Source organism: Shewanella livingstonensis (assembly GCF_003855395.1).
Classification (GTDB): domain Bacteria; phylum Pseudomonadota; class Gammaproteobacteria; order Enterobacterales; family Shewanellaceae; genus Shewanella; species Shewanella livingstonensis.
Genome location: NZ_CP034015.1, coordinates 3,252,175 through 3,269,582, shown reverse-complemented (window position 1 = coordinate 3,269,582; position 17,408 = coordinate 3,252,175). Strand labels below are relative to the sequence as shown.

The 17,408-nt window shown below is 40.8% G+C and carries 11 protein-coding genes and 1 tRNA gene; 9 read left to right on the top strand and 3 right to left on the bottom strand.

Annotated elements, in window-relative coordinates; genetic code table 11:
* The 4 genes from EGC82_RS14135 (at position 1) to EGC82_RS14120 (ending at position 5,037) form a co-directional block, all read left to right on the top strand.
* On the top strand, positions 1 to 3,066 hold the full coding sequence (locus EGC82_RS14135) for an efflux RND transporter permease subunit (protein WP_124731328.1): 3,066 nt from the start codon (positions 1 to 3) through the stop codon (positions 3,064 to 3,066).
* A 272-nt stretch (positions 3,067 to 3,338) separates the two neighbouring features.
* A complete protein-coding gene (gene rluB, locus EGC82_RS14130; RefSeq protein WP_124731327.1) occupies positions 3,339 to 4,211 on the top strand; it encodes a 23S rRNA pseudouridine(2605) synthase RluB in 873 nt (290 codons plus the stop codon).
* Positions 4,212 to 4,405: 194 nt separating this feature from the next.
* Positions 4,406 to 4,735: a hypothetical protein gene (locus tag EGC82_RS14125; RefSeq protein WP_124731326.1), complete on the top strand. Its 330-nt coding sequence runs from the start codon at positions 4,406 to 4,408 to the stop codon at positions 4,733 to 4,735.
* Between the two features lie 216 nt (positions 4,736 to 4,951).
* Positions 4,952 to 5,037, top strand: a tRNA-Leu gene (locus tag EGC82_RS14120).
* A 963-nt stretch (positions 5,038 to 6,000) separates the two neighbouring features.
* On the opposite strand, the gene EGC82_RS14110 is transcribed toward EGC82_RS14120, so the two are convergent.
* Positions 6,001 to 6,276, bottom strand: coding sequence for an HU family DNA-binding protein (locus tag EGC82_RS14110; protein WP_124731325.1), 276 nt, complete (start codon positions 6,274 to 6,276; stop codon positions 6,001 to 6,003).
* A gap of 270 nt (positions 6,277 to 6,546) precedes the next feature.
* Between EGC82_RS14110 and EGC82_RS14105 the strand changes: the two genes are divergently transcribed.
* From EGC82_RS14105 to rplY, 3 genes are all read left to right on the top strand, one after another.
* Complete coding sequence (locus EGC82_RS14105) at positions 6,547 to 7,968, top strand: L,D-transpeptidase family protein (protein WP_124731324.1); 1,422 nt, start codon at positions 6,547 to 6,549, stop codon at positions 7,966 to 7,968.
* Between the two features lie 254 nt (positions 7,969 to 8,222).
* Positions 8,223 to 8,774, top strand: a complete 552-nt coding sequence (gene mepK, locus EGC82_RS14100) for a peptidoglycan L,D-endopeptidase MepK (protein WP_124731323.1) — start codon at positions 8,223 to 8,225, stop codon at positions 8,772 to 8,774.
* A gap of 669 nt (positions 8,775 to 9,443) precedes the next feature.
* Positions 9,444 to 9,731 carry a 50S ribosomal protein L25 gene (gene rplY / locus EGC82_RS14090; protein WP_124731322.1) on the top strand — a complete coding sequence of 96 codons (288 nt, stop codon included), beginning with the start codon at positions 9,444 to 9,446 and terminating at the stop codon, positions 9,729 to 9,731.
* Between the two features lie 100 nt (positions 9,732 to 9,831).
* Here the strand turns inward: rplY and tamB are convergent, their stop codons facing one another.
* Both tamB and EGC82_RS14080 read right to left on the bottom strand, forming a co-directional pair.
* Positions 9,832 to 13,743 carry an autotransporter assembly complex protein TamB gene (gene tamB / locus EGC82_RS14085; RefSeq protein ID WP_124731321.1) on the bottom strand — a complete coding sequence of 1,304 codons (3,912 nt, stop codon included), beginning with the start codon at positions 13,741 to 13,743 and terminating at the stop codon, positions 9,832 to 9,834.
* On the bottom strand, positions 13,740 to 15,530 hold the full coding sequence (locus EGC82_RS14080) for an autotransporter assembly complex protein TamA (RefSeq protein WP_124732659.1): 1,791 nt from the start codon (positions 15,528 to 15,530) through the stop codon (positions 13,740 to 13,742). Before EGC82_RS14080 ends, tamB begins: the two co-directional genes overlap by 4 nt.
* 188 nt (positions 15,531 to 15,718) lie before the next feature.
* On the opposite strand from EGC82_RS14080, the gene EGC82_RS14075 reads away from it, so the two are divergent.
* Complete coding sequence (locus tag EGC82_RS14075; protein ID WP_124731320.1) at positions 15,719 to 16,753, top strand: isoaspartyl peptidase/L-asparaginase family protein; 1,035 nt, start codon at positions 15,719 to 15,721, stop codon at positions 16,751 to 16,753.
* A gap of 238 nt (positions 16,754 to 16,991) precedes the next feature.
* Positions 16,992 to 17,408 (top strand): CBS domain-containing protein, encoded by a 417-nt coding sequence (locus EGC82_RS14070; RefSeq protein ID WP_124731319.1) that lies wholly within the window; start codon positions 16,992 to 16,994, stop codon positions 17,406 to 17,408.

Genomic DNA, 17,408 nt, shown 5'->3' with positions numbered 1-17,408 from the left:
ATGAATGTTGCTGAATATTCCATTAATCACAAAGTCATTAGCTGGATGTTTGTCTTTTTACTGCTTATTGGCGGCAGTGTGGCTTTTACAGGCTTAGGGCAATTAGAATTCCCCGAATTTACCATTAAACAAGCGTTGGTGATAACTGCTTATCCTGGTGCGTCGCCTGAACAAGTGGAAGAAGAAGTGACTTTGCCGCTTGAAGACGCTTTACAGCAGCTTGATGGTATTAAACATATTACCTCGATTAACAGCGCTGGATTATCGCAAATCCAGGTAGAGATTAAAGACAGTTATGACAAGCATCGTCTGCCGCAAGTGTGGGATGAGGTTCGTCGTAAGGTCAACGATACGACTGGGCGTTTACCTCCTGGCACCGCAACGCCACAAGTGATTGATGACTTTGGTGATGTGTACGGTATTTTATTGAACTTGTCAGGTAACGATTTTAGTAATCGAGAACTGAGCAACTATTCAGATTATTTACGCCGCGAGCTGGTGCTTGTTCCTGGGGTAAAAAAAGTCTCTGTGGTGGGCGATGTGACAGAGCAGGTTGTGATTGAAATTTCACAACAAAAATTGTCAGCGTTAGGCTTAGATCAAAATTATATCTATGGACTCGTCAATAATCAAAACGTAGTGTCCAATGCTGGCAGTATTGTCATTGGTGACAATCGTATCCGTTTGCATCCTACTGGTGAGTTTAGTTCGGTAGAGGAGTTGTCTCGTTTAGTGGTGAGCTCTCCCGGTAGCACTGAGCTTATTTACCTTGGCGATATTGCCAATATTGAAAAAGACTATGACGATACTCCAAATGTGCTTTATCACAACAGAGGTGAGGCGGCATTATCATTAGGTATTGCGTTTTCTGGCGGCGTAAACGTAGTCGATGTAGGTCAACGCGTTAGTGAACGCTTAGTTGAGCTTGAATCACAACGACCGTTAGGGATGAGCCTTGATACGGTTTATAACCAAAGCTCTGCTGTCGATGCTACCGTACAAGGTTTTTTGATTAACCTTTTAGAGTCGATTGCGATTGTTATTGCAGTATTATTATTGTTTATGGGCCTTCGTTCTGGATTATTGATGGGCCTAATTCTGCTGCTAACCATTCTGGGTACTTTCATTGTGATGAAAGTATTAGACATTGAATTACAGCTTATTTCTTTGGGTGCGCTGATCATTGCCTTAGGCATGTTAGTCGATAACGCCATTGTGGTGACCGAAGGCATTTTAATTGGTTTGCAACGGGGTAAAACCCGTGTTGAAGCTGCCAAGCAAGTGGTATCGCAAACTCAGTGGCCATTGTTAGGCGCCACTGTGATTGCCATTATTGCTTTTGCTCCGATTGGCTTGTCTCAAAATGCGGCGGGGGAATTTTGTCGTTCATTATTTCAAGTATTGATGATCTCTTTATTTATTAGTTGGATAACAGCAATCACCTTAACGCCTTTTTTCTGTAATTTGTTATTCAAAGAGTCCTCGCCGAACGCTGAACAGGTTGATCCTTATAAAGGCTGGTTATTTACCACTTACCGCAGTTTTCTGTATTTTGTACTGCGCTTTCGTTTAGTGACATTGTCAGTAGTGTTGGCGATGCTAGTCACTGCAGTGATAGGCTTTGGTCACATTAAGAACGTGTTTTTCCCTGCATCAAATACGCCAATATTTTTTGTTGATGTGTGGATGCCAGAAGGGACAGACATTAAAGCTACTGAACGTTTTACTGGCGAAATAGAAAGGAAACTTCTACAAGAAAGTGAGCTCAATGACACTGGCTTAGTGCACTTAAGCTCTGTTATCGGCCAGGGTGCACAACGTTTTGTGTTACCTTATCAGCCTGAAAAAGGCTACCCAGCTTTTGCCCAGCTTATAATAGAAATGCGCGATCTCGCAGCCGTTAAAGCCTATATGCCGCAAGTTGAGCTGTTGTTAAATAGTCACTTCCCACAAGCACAATATCGCTTAAAAAATATGGAAAATGGTCCGTCTCCAGCAGCCAAAATTGAAGCGCGTTTTTATGGCGAAGACCCGCAAGTCTTACGTGGTTTAGCAATACAAGCAGAAACAATTTTTAGAAACGAGCCGACAATGGACGGTGTTCGTCACGATTGGCGTAATCAAGTCCCGGTGATCCGTCCGCAACTACAAAATGCGCAAGCGCGTGAAACTGGCATCAGTAAGCAAGATTTAGATAACGCTTTACTGGTTAACTTTAGTGGTAAACAAATTGGCTTATATCGTGAAACTAGCCATCTTTTACCGATTGTCGCTCGAGCTCCCGCAACTGAACGTTTGCAAGCAGATAGTTTGTGGAAAATGCAAATATGGAGCACAGAGAACAATATCTTTGTTCCGGCATCGCAAGTGGTTAGCGAATTCAGTACCGAATGGGAAAACCCTTTAATTATGCGTCGTGACCGTATTCGTATGTTGGCGGTTTTGGCAGATCCTAAATTGGGATCTGACGAGACAGCTGATTCGGTGCATAAAAAAGTGAAAAGCAAGGTCGAGGATATTAAATTGCCTGCAGGTTATCGCCTAGAGTGGGGCGGCGAGTTTGAATCAGCAGGTGAAGCGCAAACCGCGGTATTTAGCTCAATTCCGATGGGCTACTTAGCGATGTTCTTAATTACTGTGTTTTTATTTAACTCAGTGCGACAACCATTGGTTATTTGGTTCACTGTTCCATTGGCGGTTATTGGCGTATCAGCAGGTTTGTTGATATTCGATGCTCCGTTTAGCTTTATGGCATTGCTTGGCTTGTTGAGCCTCTCTGGGATGGTGATTAAAAATGGTATCGTGTTGGTCGATCAAATCAATCTTGAACTTGAAGAAGGTAAAGAACCTGGATTTGCTCTGGTTGATTCGTGTGTGAGTCGTGTTCGCCCGGTGATGATGGCGGCCATTACTACTATGTTAGGCATGATCCCATTAATCAATGATGCTTTCTTTGGTTCTATGGCCATCACCATCATTTTTGGTTTGGGCTTTGCTTCTCTACTCACCTTAGTTGTGTTGCCAGTAATGTATAGCCTGGTGTTTAATCTTAAAGTGACACGTTAACCTCTATATTATCATATTGAGTTGTTTGCTAAGGCAGCTGACGGTTTCGCGTCAGCTGCCTTTTTTGTGTGATTTAATGACTTGGTCTGTAAACGCTATGATGGTTTTGGTGATTAACAATGGTATTTTTTGCTCACAAGCCCCATTCAGCGTATAATCGCCGCACTTTTCTAATTGTATGCGCCATTGGCGGGTACAATCCTAAAAAGACAATAAAATAAAAGTGATTAACCTTTTGTTTTTTATTAAATTTCTTTAAAGAGTCCCCGCTAATGAGTGAAAAATTGCAGAAAGTCTTGGCCCGTGCAGGCCATGGCTCCCGTCGTGAGATGGAGGCATGGATTGCTGCAGGCCGAGTTAGTGTTGACGGTGAAATTTCTGGCTTAGGTGATCGTGTTGAGGCTGATGCCAAGATACGTATTGATGGCCGTGCTGTTTCATTAAAATCAGCTGACGATATTATTTGTCGTGTACTGGCATACCATAAACCTGAAGGTGAAATTTGCTCGCGCAAAGATCCAGAAGGCCGTACTACCGTGTTTGAACGTTTACCTAAAGTGCGTGATGCGCGCTGGGTTGCGGTAGGGCGCTTAGATATTAATACTTCAGGGTTACTGTTATTTACCTGTGATGGTGAATTAGCTAACCGTTTAATGCATCCGTCAAATGAGGTAGAGCGTGAATATGCTGTGCGTACCTTTGGCGAAGTGCCAGAAGCTGCAGTACAACGTTTACGTACTGGCGTGACTTTGGAAGATGGTCCTGCAAAGTTTGATACTATTAAAGCTGCGGGTGGCGAAGGCATAAACCAGTGGTGGCATGTCACTCTTCGTGAAGGACGTAATCGTGAAGTACGTCGTTTGTGGGAATCGCAAGAAGTACAAGTTAGTCGCTTGATCCGTGTGCGTTATGGCAAGGTTGAATTACCTAAAACATTACCTCGTGGTGGCTGGATTGAATTGCCAATTGACCAAGTTAATTACTTACGTCAACTTGCTGGTTTAGAAGCTGAAACCCGCTCAATTTTAGGTACGGATAAACACAGTGTTGCCCGTTCTAAGGTTAAAAGTGCTAAAATTCGCCGTGCAGTTCACAAGCATAAAGTGGTTGGTAATCACGGTAAACCAACCCGTCAGCGTAGCTAATATTTCGTGTTTGGTTAATTTATAGAAGGTCGCGAATGCGGCCTTTTTTGTTATTTTTTTTCGATAAAAATTAATTATGGCCCGCCTACTTGTCAAAAGTTTTTTCTCAGATATGATTCTCAAAATTTATAGATTATTGTGCTGTTATTCGACGATTTATGCGCCGCGGCATTTATATTAATGATTAGGAAAGTATGAAAAAATTATTAGTCGGTTTATTGGTCTCGTTATTAGTCGCTTGTGCATCGGCACCGAGTTGGCAAGGTATGTCTGAGCGTGAGATTAGTCAATGGAAAGCCATTGGCTTTGATTCAACTCAAGCGCAAAATTGGCGTGTAAGAGGCTTTGGACCTGCGGAGTCAGATGGTTGGATAAAAGCAAACTTTACTTTAGACACTGCGACCATTTGGGCCAAAGAAGCGTTTAATGTTGAAGAAGCACAAGTGTGGAGTGAAGCAGGTTTTGAGATTGACGATGCAGTTACTAACCGCAGTAAAGGGTTAACTCCTGTGAGAGCAAACTAATTAACCTTTTTTGCTAAGCAGCTTTTTTTGTTGAATATTACATCGGATTGACGTTTTTTGAAGCGTTCAGTTCGGTGTGATGAATGTTTTTGTTGCTTGGTGTAAAAAAATCAGTAAAGTGTGCACCAAGTTAAGCGGGACGCGAAAGCATCTGCGTTTATCTTACGTGAAATGAATTAAGTGAATTGATATTTTATATCAAAACACACTCAGTTTGCCCGAGTGGTGGAATCGGTAGACACAAGGGATTTAAAATCCCTCGCTGAATAAGCGTGCCAGTTCAAGTCTGGCCTCGGGTACCATTATAATCTCTAGCAATAGAGAGTGGTGTAAAAAAGCCTCAACATTAGTTGGGGCTTTTTTACGTCTGAAATTTAATCAATAACATCGAAAAATAAAATCCCTCGTGCTTGTTGAATATTAGCGCGTCAGTAGTTGTTATCAAGAGCAGTCTGACCTCGGGTACCATTATTTATATGCGAGACGCTAGGGCCTGTTGATCTTTTAAGGTTATTTTTGCAGCGAATTGTTGGGCATTTGTACAAGGCAGAGACTTTGAGGTGTAGTTATTCTACATAAAAAGTCGATAACACAGTAAAAATGGCCAACAAACGCTGCCCGAAGGGTTCGGCTAAAAACGTTTTACTCTTTGTTGAATGCATTTTGCTTAGATGACTAGGCATCAATCCATTCGCCTCGATTAAAACGTTTTTAACTCGAACAAAATTCAACCAGCAAAGATCAACAGGCCCTAGCAATAGAGAATGGTGTAAAGAAGCCTCAACATTAGTTGGGGCTTTTTTACGTCTGAAATTTGGTTTTTAAGGGTAACAAACGCTAAAAAGGGTGAGTGCGATAAGAGCCTAGATGCTAGGGCGGACTTCGTTCTACTAGTTCGCTACGCGGCTATAAGAGCGGGTTATTAGGAAAGTCGTTGGCTAGTTTCAGTTAGGTAGAGTTAAACTGGATAACTGCTGGTATAGCCTCTAGCCGCGAAGCGTTCTAGTACCTAGGCTTTTAATCTCCAAACGTTGAGCACTCTACTCGCAGCATGCAACAATCATCCGCAAACCGTTTTCTCGTGATGCAGTTATAGCCTCTAGCCCCGAAGCGTTCTAGTACCTAGGCTCTTAATCTCCAGACGTTGAGCACTCTACTCGCAGCATGCAACAATCATCCGCAAACCGTTTTCTCGTGATGCAGTTATAGCCTCTAGCCGCAAAGCGTTCTAGTTCTTAGGTTTTTAAGGTTTCTACCACTTTGGCTTAAGTGTTAATCAATGCTTTTAATGCGGGTGATGCTTTAAAGCTGGGTTGATTAAATCCGTCAATTTCTATTGTTGCGCCAGTTTGTGGATTACGGCCTAATTTAGGTAAGTAAAAACGCAACTCAAATGTGCCAAATTGTGGAATATAAATTTTCTCGCCTTCTGCTAAACCTTGATGAATAACCGCTAGAATTTGTTCAAGTTGTTGCTTAGCTTGAGCTTGAGGAATGTCCATTTTATTAGCCATGGATTGAGTGAGTTGCTTTTTATTCATGAGAATCTCTACTGCATTAATATTTTAGATGCCCGTTATAGCAATTCAACATCGTCCTTCCTAGCTGTGTATTTATAAATTAATGTTAAGTGGTTAATTTTCATATTCATGATTGATTTTTATACGAAAAGGTAGCACTTTGGTATTCAATTTTGTTGCTTAATTGTTTCAGCCATTCAAACACATTTATTATTTGTCATAATAGCTATATCCATTTCACTTGGGTGAAAAACATGACAATATCAATGTGTGGGGCCAATGGAGAGTAGTATGTTCAATAAACAAAAGCGGTCTGTAATAGCCAGCATAATGAGCATAGTGCTTTTGTGTCTGTCGCCATTGTCATTGGCCAGCACTCAAGATAAATTCGATAATTTGATTCAACATCTGCAATTACAATATTTGGCAGAACCTACGGCGCAGCGTGCACAATATTTAGCAATACTACAAACTAAGTCAGTTGCAGAGCAATTAGAATACATTGATTATATTCAGTATAGTGTTGCCGATTTTTGGCATACCAGACAGGTGCTGCTGGCATTTGATACCATTGATCATATGGCTTCATTACAAGAAAAAAATATTGCATTGGAACCTAGTGTGGATGATTACCTAGGCGTAATAAACTATCTACGTAAGTTAATGTGGTTATCGCAAACCCAAGATTGGCAAGCCATTACTCCAGAGGGGCTGTTGCGCCCAGGAGATAGCCATCCAAGTATTAAGCAAATTAATCAACGTTTGTGGCTATTGGGTGATGCGAACGAGTACCTTGCTGATGAAATCATTTATCTGCCGGAATTAGAACAAAGCGTTAAACGCTTTCAGTCTCGACATGGATTAAAGGCTGATGCTGTTATTGGCCCTAAAACTTTATTTTGGTTAAATCAAACGCCGCAACAACGCGCCGTGCTATTAGCAAAAAGCTTTGTTGAAAAAACCACTTATTTAAGTCAATTACCTCAACCTTACTTGTTGATTAATATTCCGGCCTTTCAAATGGTATTAGTGGATGATAATCAAGTGGTGTTGTCATCTAAAGTGATTGTGGGTAAATCGTATCGGCAGACTCCGGTGATGACGGGACAAATTTCGAATATAATCATCAACCCGACTTGGACGGTCCCTCGACAGTTATTACGCCAAGATATTTTGCCGCAAATTAAACACAATGGTCATTACTTTGCAGATAGACATTTTGATGTGTTTGATTACGAAGGTCATCGTATTGATAAAACCCCCGAACAATGGCAACAAGCCGCATTAGGGCGCTTTCCTTATCGAGTGGTACAGCGCCCCGGAAGTGATAATGCTTTAGGCCGATATAAATTTCATTTTAATAATGATCAAAGCATCTATTTACATGATACCCCCAGTAGATCGTTATTTTTGAAATCAGCAAGAGATTTATCATCTGGTTGTGTTCGAATTGAAAAAGTACAACAGTTGGCAGATTGGTTCGCAAAAAACTTAGTAATTGATAAGCGTTCTTGGAGTCGTTTGCAGTCTAATTACACTCAAACTCAATGGTTCTCATTATCGTCATCTTTACCTGTGCATATGGTTTATTGGCGAGCTTGGGTTGATGAGCAACATGTAGCTCAGTATCGAGATGATATTTATCAGTTAGCCCCCCTAGAGCCGGTGGGTTTATTAAGCCATAAAGTCAGTAATATAGGCACTGTACAATAACTATTAATTAATGAAGCAAAGTTAATGACAGTTTATTTCGCCTCTAAGCGCTTGAGCTATATCACTCTCTCATACAGCTGAGCATGTTTATTCGCTAACTCAAGATTACCAGGCTTGCATTTATGAGAATTAATGGTTAATTTATTTGCTTGCTGGGCAAAAAAGCAACAATGCGAGAAAAAGCGTTGTGAAGATGAAATCGTGCTTTTAGAGCCGATAAGTATCGAAAATCAGATAATTAAAGTGGTATATAAATGACAATAGAGTGCCTAACTCGTCGGCAGTTATTATTAGGCTTAAGCGGTGCCGCAGTGGTAACTCTGTTACCCAATACCGCGCAAGCAAGTCGTTCAACTTTTGGTGTTAAAGATTTACGTTTTTATAACCTTCATACTGGTGAAAGAAGCCAGGGAAGTTTTTGGGTTGATGGCCAATATCAACCGAGTATATTAACTGAATTTAATCAAGTATTACGTGATCATCGGCAGAACTTAGCTGCGCCGATTGATAAAAGATTATTTGAATATTTGTATAAACTCCAGGTTACATTAGATAATCAAGATGAAATCCATGTTATCTCTGCTTATCGTTCACCCAAAACAAATCAAATGCTCGCTTCTCGCAGTAATGGTGTTGCTAAGAAAAGTTATCATATGAAAGGGATGGCAATGGATATTGCTTTACCAGGCGTGAAAACTAAACACTTACGTGATGCTGCTGAGTCGCTTAAATTGGGCGGTGTAGGATTTTATCCTCGAGATGGTTTTGTACATATCGATTGTGGCCCTGTAAGGCGTTGGGGTTAATAATATCAATCTCATTAAGTATCTAGGGCCTGTTGATCTTTGCTGGTTGAATTTTGTTCGAGTTAAAAACGTTTTAATCAAGGCGAATGGATTGATGCCTAGTCATCTAAGCAAAATGCATTCAACAAAGAGTAAAACGTTTTTAGCCGAACCCTTCGGGCAGCGTTTGTTGGCCATTTTTACTGTGTTATCGACTTTTTATGTAGAATAACTACACCTCAAAGTCTCTGCCTTGTACAAATGGCCAACAATTCGCTGCAAAAATAACCTTGAAAGATCAACAGGCCCTAGTCAGTTCAGCGTTTCTTAGATTTTTTAATTCAAGGCGCATTGGTGTAGCAATAGCTGTGCCCTTTTAAATCGATGCAACACAAAAGTGGAATACCTGAGAGATTCCACTTTAGCGGATTTCAATGTCCTTTATTCTTCGTTAGATGCTGGAGGTAGATGTAACGCAGGAGCTGGTTACCGAGTATGACCATTCGTTTCAATTATCTGCCTTGGCTACAGCACTTTGAACTCCCGCTGAAGATCACATATTGAATAGGGTTTGTATATCTGCTTGTGGGCTGGCAATAGCTGTGGTAACATCCGCGCGCTTTATTTGAGTCATCGTTGGTCGAAAATGATGGCGCCTTCATACTTTATTAATTATTAAGTGAGTGACTTATGTCTTACACAATCAACGCAGAAACCCGCACAGAAATCGGGAAAGGTTCGAGCCGCCGCCTACGCCATGCCGGTAAAGTTCCTGCAGTAATTTATGGTCCAGGTAAAGAGCCTGTATCAATCAAGTTTGAACACAAAGACATCATTAACATCCAGTTAAATGATAACTTTTATACAACCGATTTAACTATCGCTGTTGAAGGTAAAGAGATTAAAGTTCGTGTGAAAGCTATCCAACGTCACGCATTCAAGCAGTTAGTTGAACACATTGACTTCATGTTTGTTTAATTGCTGATTTGAAAAAAGCGCCTAAGGGCGCTTTTTTTATAACTAAATTTCATAACTAAATTTCATAACTAAATTTTATAATAACGCTAAACGCTAAACGCTAATCGATTTCGAAGCTATAATAGATATCCAATGATTGGCTTAAGGTGCTAGATACACTTTCTAAGTATAATTGTGAAAATAAATAATATCTCACAGTCATTTCATAACCGGGATTAAATACACCCACGCCATATTTAACCATTAGGTCATCACCAATATAACCACTCACGGCCACTTTACCGTCATCGTTGGTATCAAGTTGTACGTTGGAAAAGCCAAATTTTTCAATAAGTCCTGTTGCCGTACTGCCAATGCTATTCATTGCGCCGCCATCAAATTGTGAACCTAAGCTGAGTGCGGCTCCCATCATTAGTGAGTTACTTTGTTGGTTAGTTGTACTGGTAAAGCCTTTTCCCGTTAAAATATAAGAGAGCACCTCAGCCTGCTCTTTCGCTGGGTTAGAGAATAAGGTCACAACAGGGCGCATTGGTGTACCAGTGACACGAACACCGGCGGTTATATTGTTCTCTTTAATCTCTCTAGTTGCTTCTATATTCAGGTTTGGCAACTCAGTGGGACCAATAAATTGTACTTCACCGGTATTAATACTCAAGGTTTGCCCCATAAACTTATAGGTTCCTTTGTTGACTTTAATATCGCCAAATAACATTGGTGGCTTAAAAGCTTGCTGCTGTAATACAAGATCACCTTCGAGCTTACCTTTAAGGCCCATACCATCAATGGTAAGATTTTTACCCACACTAATATTCAGATCGGCGGTCACCGCATAAGGGCTGGTTTTAACTGTTTGTTCAGACACTGAATCGTTAAAGACCACATCGTTTGATACCGCAACGCCTCCTTCAGCTAATTGAGTGATTTTTATTTGTCCTGATGGCACATTGACTTTGCCCTTTATGGCAAACAATTGCTCATCAAAGATCATATTAATATCTGGTGAAACATTCAAAATGGCCATAGGTGGTTGAATAACTGCTAAGTTACTGCCTTTAATATCAATGTCACCACTAAACTTGCCTTGTGGCCAAGCGAGAGTACCTTCAGTGGTGACTTGACCATCACCCATATGCCATTGACCATTGAGCAGCCCTTGTTGGCCTTCTAGAGCTAATGATAAGTAGAGCTTATCGATTAATGTTGGGTTAGTTGATAAGGCAAATGCAGCGTCACTGAGCTTAATATTACCCGACACGCTAGGGTCCATAAGGGTACCTGATAAGCTTAATCGACTAGAGAGCATACCCTCTAAGGTCTCTAACCTTGGAAAAAATTCTCCAAAAGGAGCGAGGTTGAGTTCATTAACATTGATAGTACCTTGCAAGGTGCGATCGGGAGTGATGTTCACACTCACTTGACTCTGCCAACTGGCGATACCGGACGAATCAAAACTTAATGAACTATTAATTTGTTTTTCATCAAGCGATGCTTGTAATAACAACTGTTGGTAGTCAATGCTAACGGTGTTGTTTTTAGCTCGGGTTAACTTAATATTTCCTGGTAAAAGCGTGAACTGAACATTGGCTGTAGGCTTTTTACCTTTAGCCCAATTAACTTGACTGGTTAACGCCGCTTCGCCGCTCCAAATAATTTTGTTAGATAAAATAGGTGCTAAAGATTTACCCGGGTTACCCGTAAACGTCATATTGATTTGGCCGGTATGTCCCAAATTAACATCATTGATCAAACATAATTTATTGTGTGGGTGAACTAAGCAGAAGCGGCTGATGCTACCTCTATGTTTAAGTTGGTCCCAACTAACCGTAATGTGCTTATCTTGTTGCCATTGTCCAAGAGCATTACTGATATTGAACTCGGTTAATATGGCATTAAACTGTTGTTTATCAAGATTACTGCTACTGCTAATTTGAGTATTGATGACCACATCACCTTGGGTATTGAGTTTACTTTGCTGTTGGCTTTGATTGCCTTCACTCATAAATGCGATATCTGTCAGCTTATAGCTGTCCCATACGAGATTGTTATTATGTAGCTCTATCCGATATTCGTGTTGCGCATAAGGACGATAAGTGGCGCGTAAATCGAGGCTGTCAAGTTTACTACCTTGGTAACTAAATTTATTGATTTGTGCATTAACATCCACAATTGGGTTAGCACTATTGCCAGTGACATCAACCTTAGCAAAAATATTTCCACGGCCGCCTTTTAGCCACTGACTAACATCAGGCACACTCAATTCGGCATCGATATCCCATACTTTATCTGCCTGGCCATTGACAATTAACTGCGCTCCAAGAGCACTTGCTTGAAGGTTTGTCGCGTTAATAGCAAAATCTTGGTTTAATGAAATATCACCTTGTAAATTCAATGGGTAACCATTTAAACGGCCACTTAAGTTTGCCTGTTGAATAGCCACTTGCCACTGCTTATCATTGAAGGTGCCACTGCTAATAAAATCGCCACTAAATTTACTTTTAATAGGATTTTGCTGATTAATATAATCAATGTACTGCAATTGGATATTGTCGGTTAGCACATTGGCTTGCCATGTTAATTTGTCCTGGTATGACAGCTGCCCTGTTAAGTCGACATTGCCTGCTATTGACTGAACATTGAGTTTATTAATAGTCAGTTTTTGCTTACGATTAACAACATCGGCAATTACAGCTAAAGTAGGATGGTAAGGCGTGGTGAGTTGCCCTTCAAACTGGGCTACCTGGTCTTTAATATTTCCTTTGCTGATAAAACGGCTAATGTTGCTAGTATAAAGTGGATTATTTAGCGGCCACTGTAAATCGGCATCGACTAGTGTTACTTGGTAGTCAAGCATTGGTGTGGTTAGATTGACCTCAGCGCTAAGCTTAAAATGACTATCACCCTCAGCAATGGCATTGACCTTCAACTGGCTTAGATCTTGAGTAAGATCAAGTTGAAGTTGTTGCTGCTTAAGTCCCGGTAACTCAGGCAGGTTATCAACATTTGCAACCAGTTTAAGTGTGAGTGGATAATGGTCGTGTAAAGTAATATCACCGATAATGCTTACGTTACCATCATCATGTTGAATGTCTAATTGGGTTATCCCAAGTTGGAATTGACGAAAACTGGCAGATAATGCGATATGACTAAAATGGTCGCTACGTTCACCGATAGTTAACTGACTTTCTGTGGCATTAAATTGCCTTACATTGATAGGGAAGGGCATGAACACTTGTGGCAAGTTTGCCAGTGGCCATGGCTCAATTTTAGTGTCAACAGTTTGCTTAATTGCCTTACTATCTGCTTGAGCATTGATTGGCTTGGTTGCTGGTGCATCAGGAATATTAACGATGAGTCCCTGACTTGTTAGAGATTCAACTACAAGACCGGTGCTATTCCAGATGGCTTGCGTGGTCAAATTGTCAGCATGAAATATCATGTTATTGACGGCAACATTAACCTGCGCCAATGTTGCATGGCCGAGATTAATATCGATAGGTAATTCTAGTTCGGCAAAAGGGTCTTGAATATCGGTATCATTGGGTTTTTCGGTGGCTGGAATATTATTACTAATAATATTCACATTGATGCTAGAGGCAACTAAATTTGTCACACAAAGTTGTCGGTTAACCAGACAGGTTGGTACCCACTCCACGGTTAAATCATCAGCATTAACACTGATCCCTGGCATTGACCATGATAAATGGTGCAAGGTGAGGTCGCCATTTAAGGTACCAGAAGCATATTCAACCTCGACATCACTGACAAATTGATTGACTAGTATTATCCCCATTTTACTGCCAAATGGAGTACCTATAATAATGGCAAATAACATTAATATTGCCAAAGGCACATAGATGAGTATTCGGGTATAAAGTTTGATATTTCGCCAAATCTTTGCAGGCAGACTACTCGATGAATTAGCTTTTTTATCACTTGGCTCGACTAACGGCTCTGGCTGAGTGTTTAGGTCATTGTTTTGGTCAGTACTTTTGTCAGTATGTTTATCTATCATAAATCTGTCCCCATAGTTAAATGGAAACGGTATGAGCGAGCCACAGTCTCGGTTTCTTTTAAGCCAAAACCTAAGTCCATGCGAATAGGGCCAATGGGTGATATCCAGTGTAAACCACCGCCAACAGATACTACGGGTTCAAACTGTTGTGTATCAAATGCATTACCCGCATCGACAAAGGTAGCCACTCGCCAAGTAGGAGTAAGATAATATTGATATTCTACGCTGCCAATCGCTAAAAAACGTCCGCCGACAACTTGTCGAGATAAGCCGCCTTCGCTATTGGTATAGTCAATATAGGGTCCTAATTCTTGGTAACTGTAACCGCGTATACTTTGGTCTCCACCGGCAAAATAACGTAACGAGGGTGGAATATTAGCAATATCGTTTCCGTCTGCAATATTGGCACCTAGATCAACGCGGGCAACAAATCGATGTTTATCGAATAAGGTATCAACCCATTTAAATCGGGCTTGTAAACGGGCAAGCCGAATGGTGGATCCTGCGGATGGATCAGCATATTCAATACTGTAAGTTTGACGATAGCCAGATTTAGGATCTAAGGTATTGTCACCGCGAACTGTTTTGGTGAGGTTGTAACCCAATAAATAAAACCGTGGGTCGTAATCTGTATCGAGTTGAGTATAAAACTCTCTAACTGATTCAAGAGAATAGCCATGTAACCAATTACTTTTAGAGCGACGTTGCCGCGTTAAGCCGACTACGTACTTTTTAGATTCTAGTTGCCCAGTATTATTAAATTGACGTTTATCGGCATCATAATCTTGGGTGACGCCATAGGTGTCACGTAATAATCCTAATTTTATTTTCAGTTGATCATCCAAAGGATGGGTTAACGGAATAGTGTAAGTGGTTAAAATTTTAGGCCGTTCAGGTGACCACTCGACACTGGTTTCTTGATAATGACCATAGCGGTTTATTTGCGGTGTACGCCAAGTGACTCGCACACGAGGATCGACACTATTTTCTGTACTATTGCCGATATCAGCACCTAAACCTACTTCAATTAGATGACTAGGACGTGGACTTAACTCAACTTTAATCGGCACCAAGCCAGTATCAATCTTGTCTAATTGTGGTAATACTTTGATGTTACTAAAATAACCCGTGTCTAATAAGTTGCGATTAAACGCTGTTAATAACTGTGTCGAGTAAGGGGCATCGGTATCAAATGGGATTAAGGCTTCAACAATATCATCATTAAGCGTTGTGCCTTCAAAGTTAACATCGCCAAATAAATAGCGCTTACCTGAATCAAACTTTAGGTTAATCTGCGCGGTATTTAAGTCGCGGTTAATGTTGATTTCTGACGTAGTATACTGGCCATCAAAATATCCTCTAGCCAGTGCTAACGTAACTAATTGCGATTTAATCGAATCATATACCCCGTGGTTTAAGGTATCACCAGGTTTGATTTTTAGGCTATTGAGCCATAGCGAAAAAGTATCATCTTTAAGCATTTCCCCTTGAAAATTAATATCGACCCATTGAATAATGACAGGTTCACCTGGGGTGATATCGAGTGTTAACTCCCAAGGACCATTCTCTTTCTCTTTAACATCAATATCTAAAATAGCGTGATAGTAGCCCATGGATTCAAGTGCATCATGGGTATTATCGTCGACGGTGAATAAAAATGCTCGGCGCTGAACATCGTTATCTGGCAATGTGCCTAAATGAGCATAAATGTTCTTTTCAATTTTTTTACTAACGCCGGAGACCTTAATCGTTAACCAATTATTGTCGGCCAGCACGAAGCCTGACATCAGTAAGGTCAACGAAAATAAGATGAATTGACTAAGTTTAAGGCGTTTTGTCGACAAGTTAAGCTAACTTTCCCGTAATTGATTATGATGACTATTGTCGCTACAAAGCATAAAAGTCGCAAGGATATGATTGAAATTACAAGCAGAAATGGTTACAAATATAAACCACTTTCAAGGACTTTCACAATATGAATAAATTATATTTCACCATTGCGCTATGTTTAAGCCTAACGTTAAATACCTCTTTTGCTAAAGATGATAAGCCTTTTGCAATTGCGATCCATGGCGGCGCGGGCACTATTTCTGCAGCTAGCTTAAGCCCCGAACAAGAAAAAGTTATTCGCGATAAACTCAAGCAAGCAATTGATGCCGGCTATAAGGTGTTGAATAAAGGCGGAGACAGCCTTGATGCAGTGCAAGCAGCGATAAATATATTAGAAAACAGTCCGTTGTTTAATGCTGGCGTTGGCGCGGTTTATACTTTTGACGGTGGCCACGAGCTTGATGCTTCGGTAATGGACGGCAGCACAATGAATGCAGGTGCCGTTGCCGGGGTTAAACACATTAAAAACCCAATTGATCTAGCGCGAAAGGTGATGGAAAAATCTCCTCATGTGATGCTTTATGGTCAAGGCGCTGAGGAATTTGCATTAACACAACAATTTAGCTTGGTTGCTAACAGCCACTTTGACACGCCACTTCGTTACGCACAGTTGCTTGATGCCAAAGCCAGTATCATTGAGGCTGAGCGAGCGAATGGTGGTGATTATCAGGCGTCAGTAGAGCTGTTACCTGATAATTATAAATATGGCACAGTAGGTGCTGTGGCGCTTGATAAACAAGGTAACCTTGCCGCTGGAACATCAACTGGAGGTATGACAGCAAAACGTTTTGGTCGTATTGGTGATGCTCCTGTTATTGGCGCCGGGACCTATGCTGAAAATGGTGTTTGCGCTATATCAGCGACAGGTCATGGAGAGTATTTTATTCGCTATCAAGTGGCGGGTGACATATGCGCTAAAGTGAAATACCAACAGTTATCGATTATTCAAGCCGCCGATGAAGTCATTAATCAACGCTTAGTCTCGGCAGGCGGTACGGGGGGAGTGATTGCGATTGATCAACGTGGCAATATTGCTACGCCATTTAATACTGAAGGAATGTATCGCGCCACACGCAGTAAAGGCCAGGCTGCAACTATCATGATCTGGCATGACAAGTAAGTATTGTTGCGCTGAAATGGCTTAAGTCATTAAAGCTGGTTAATACAATCGATCAATGCAAATGACTTAAAACAACCGATTAATACAATCGGTTTTATTTTCTATCCACTGAGCCATTATTGACTAAACTTAACTTAACTTAACTTAACTAAGTCAGTACTCGAATATTAATTTATGCTGAATTGATTCTCGAGGTTTATTAAGCACGCAGTCGATTAGCGTGCCATTAGGGGGCAATATGGATTCAATAAAAATAAAAGATCATATGGATAGGCGTCCAATACTATTAACTGCCGATATGTCACTGGCTATAGCGGTTGAAAAACTACTTGATAGTAACAAAAGTGGTGCACCTGTTGTGGACCGTATCGGTCAATTAGTGGGTTTCTTATCACAACAAGATTGCTTGTCAGTGATGTTAAAGAGTAGCTACCATTGTGATATGACCAGTACAGTACAAGATTGTATGAAAAGTCCGGTGTTATCTGTTACGCCCGATGAAAGTATATTGACGTTAGCCGAACAGATGTTAGGTTCTAAACCAAAGATTTACCCAGTATTGAGCGCAGGAAAAGTCATTGGTACCATTAATCGGACCAACGTACTCAAGGCGATGAATACTTATATGCAGCAGTGTTACTTATCACCAGCTTAA

Bases quoted from the DNA above. Each gene is read 5' to 3' on its own strand.
- EGC82_RS14135 (WP_124731328.1), top strand. From the start codon at position 1: ATGAATGTTGCTGAATATTCCATTAATCACAAAGTCATTAGCTGGATG.
- rluB (WP_124731327.1), top strand. From the start codon at position 3,339: ATGAGTGAAAAATTGCAGAAAGTCTTGGCCCGTGCAGGCCATGGCTCC.
- EGC82_RS14125 (WP_124731326.1), top strand. From the start codon at position 4,406: ATGAAAAAATTATTAGTCGGTTTATTGGTCTCGTTATTAGTCGCTTGT.
- EGC82_RS14110 (WP_124731325.1), bottom strand. From the start codon at position 6,276: ATGAATAAAAAGCAACTCACTCAATCCATGGCTAATAAAATGGACATT.
- EGC82_RS14105 (WP_124731324.1), top strand. From the start codon at position 6,547: ATGTTCAATAAACAAAAGCGGTCTGTAATAGCCAGCATAATGAGCATA.
- mepK (WP_124731323.1), top strand. From the start codon at position 8,223: ATGACAATAGAGTGCCTAACTCGTCGGCAGTTATTATTAGGCTTAAGC.
- rplY (WP_124731322.1), top strand. From the start codon at position 9,444: ATGTCTTACACAATCAACGCAGAAACCCGCACAGAAATCGGGAAAGGT.
- tamB (WP_124731321.1), bottom strand. From the start codon at position 13,743: ATGATAGATAAACATACTGACAAAAGTACTGACCAAAACAATGACCTA.
- EGC82_RS14080 (WP_124732659.1), bottom strand. From the start codon at position 15,530: ATGTCAGGCTTCGTGCTGGCCGACAATAATTGGTTAACGATTAAGGTC.
- EGC82_RS14075 (WP_124731320.1), top strand. From the start codon at position 15,719: ATGAATAAATTATATTTCACCATTGCGCTATGTTTAAGCCTAACGTTA.
- EGC82_RS14070 (WP_124731319.1), top strand. From the start codon at position 16,992: ATGGATTCAATAAAAATAAAAGATCATATGGATAGGCGTCCAATACTA.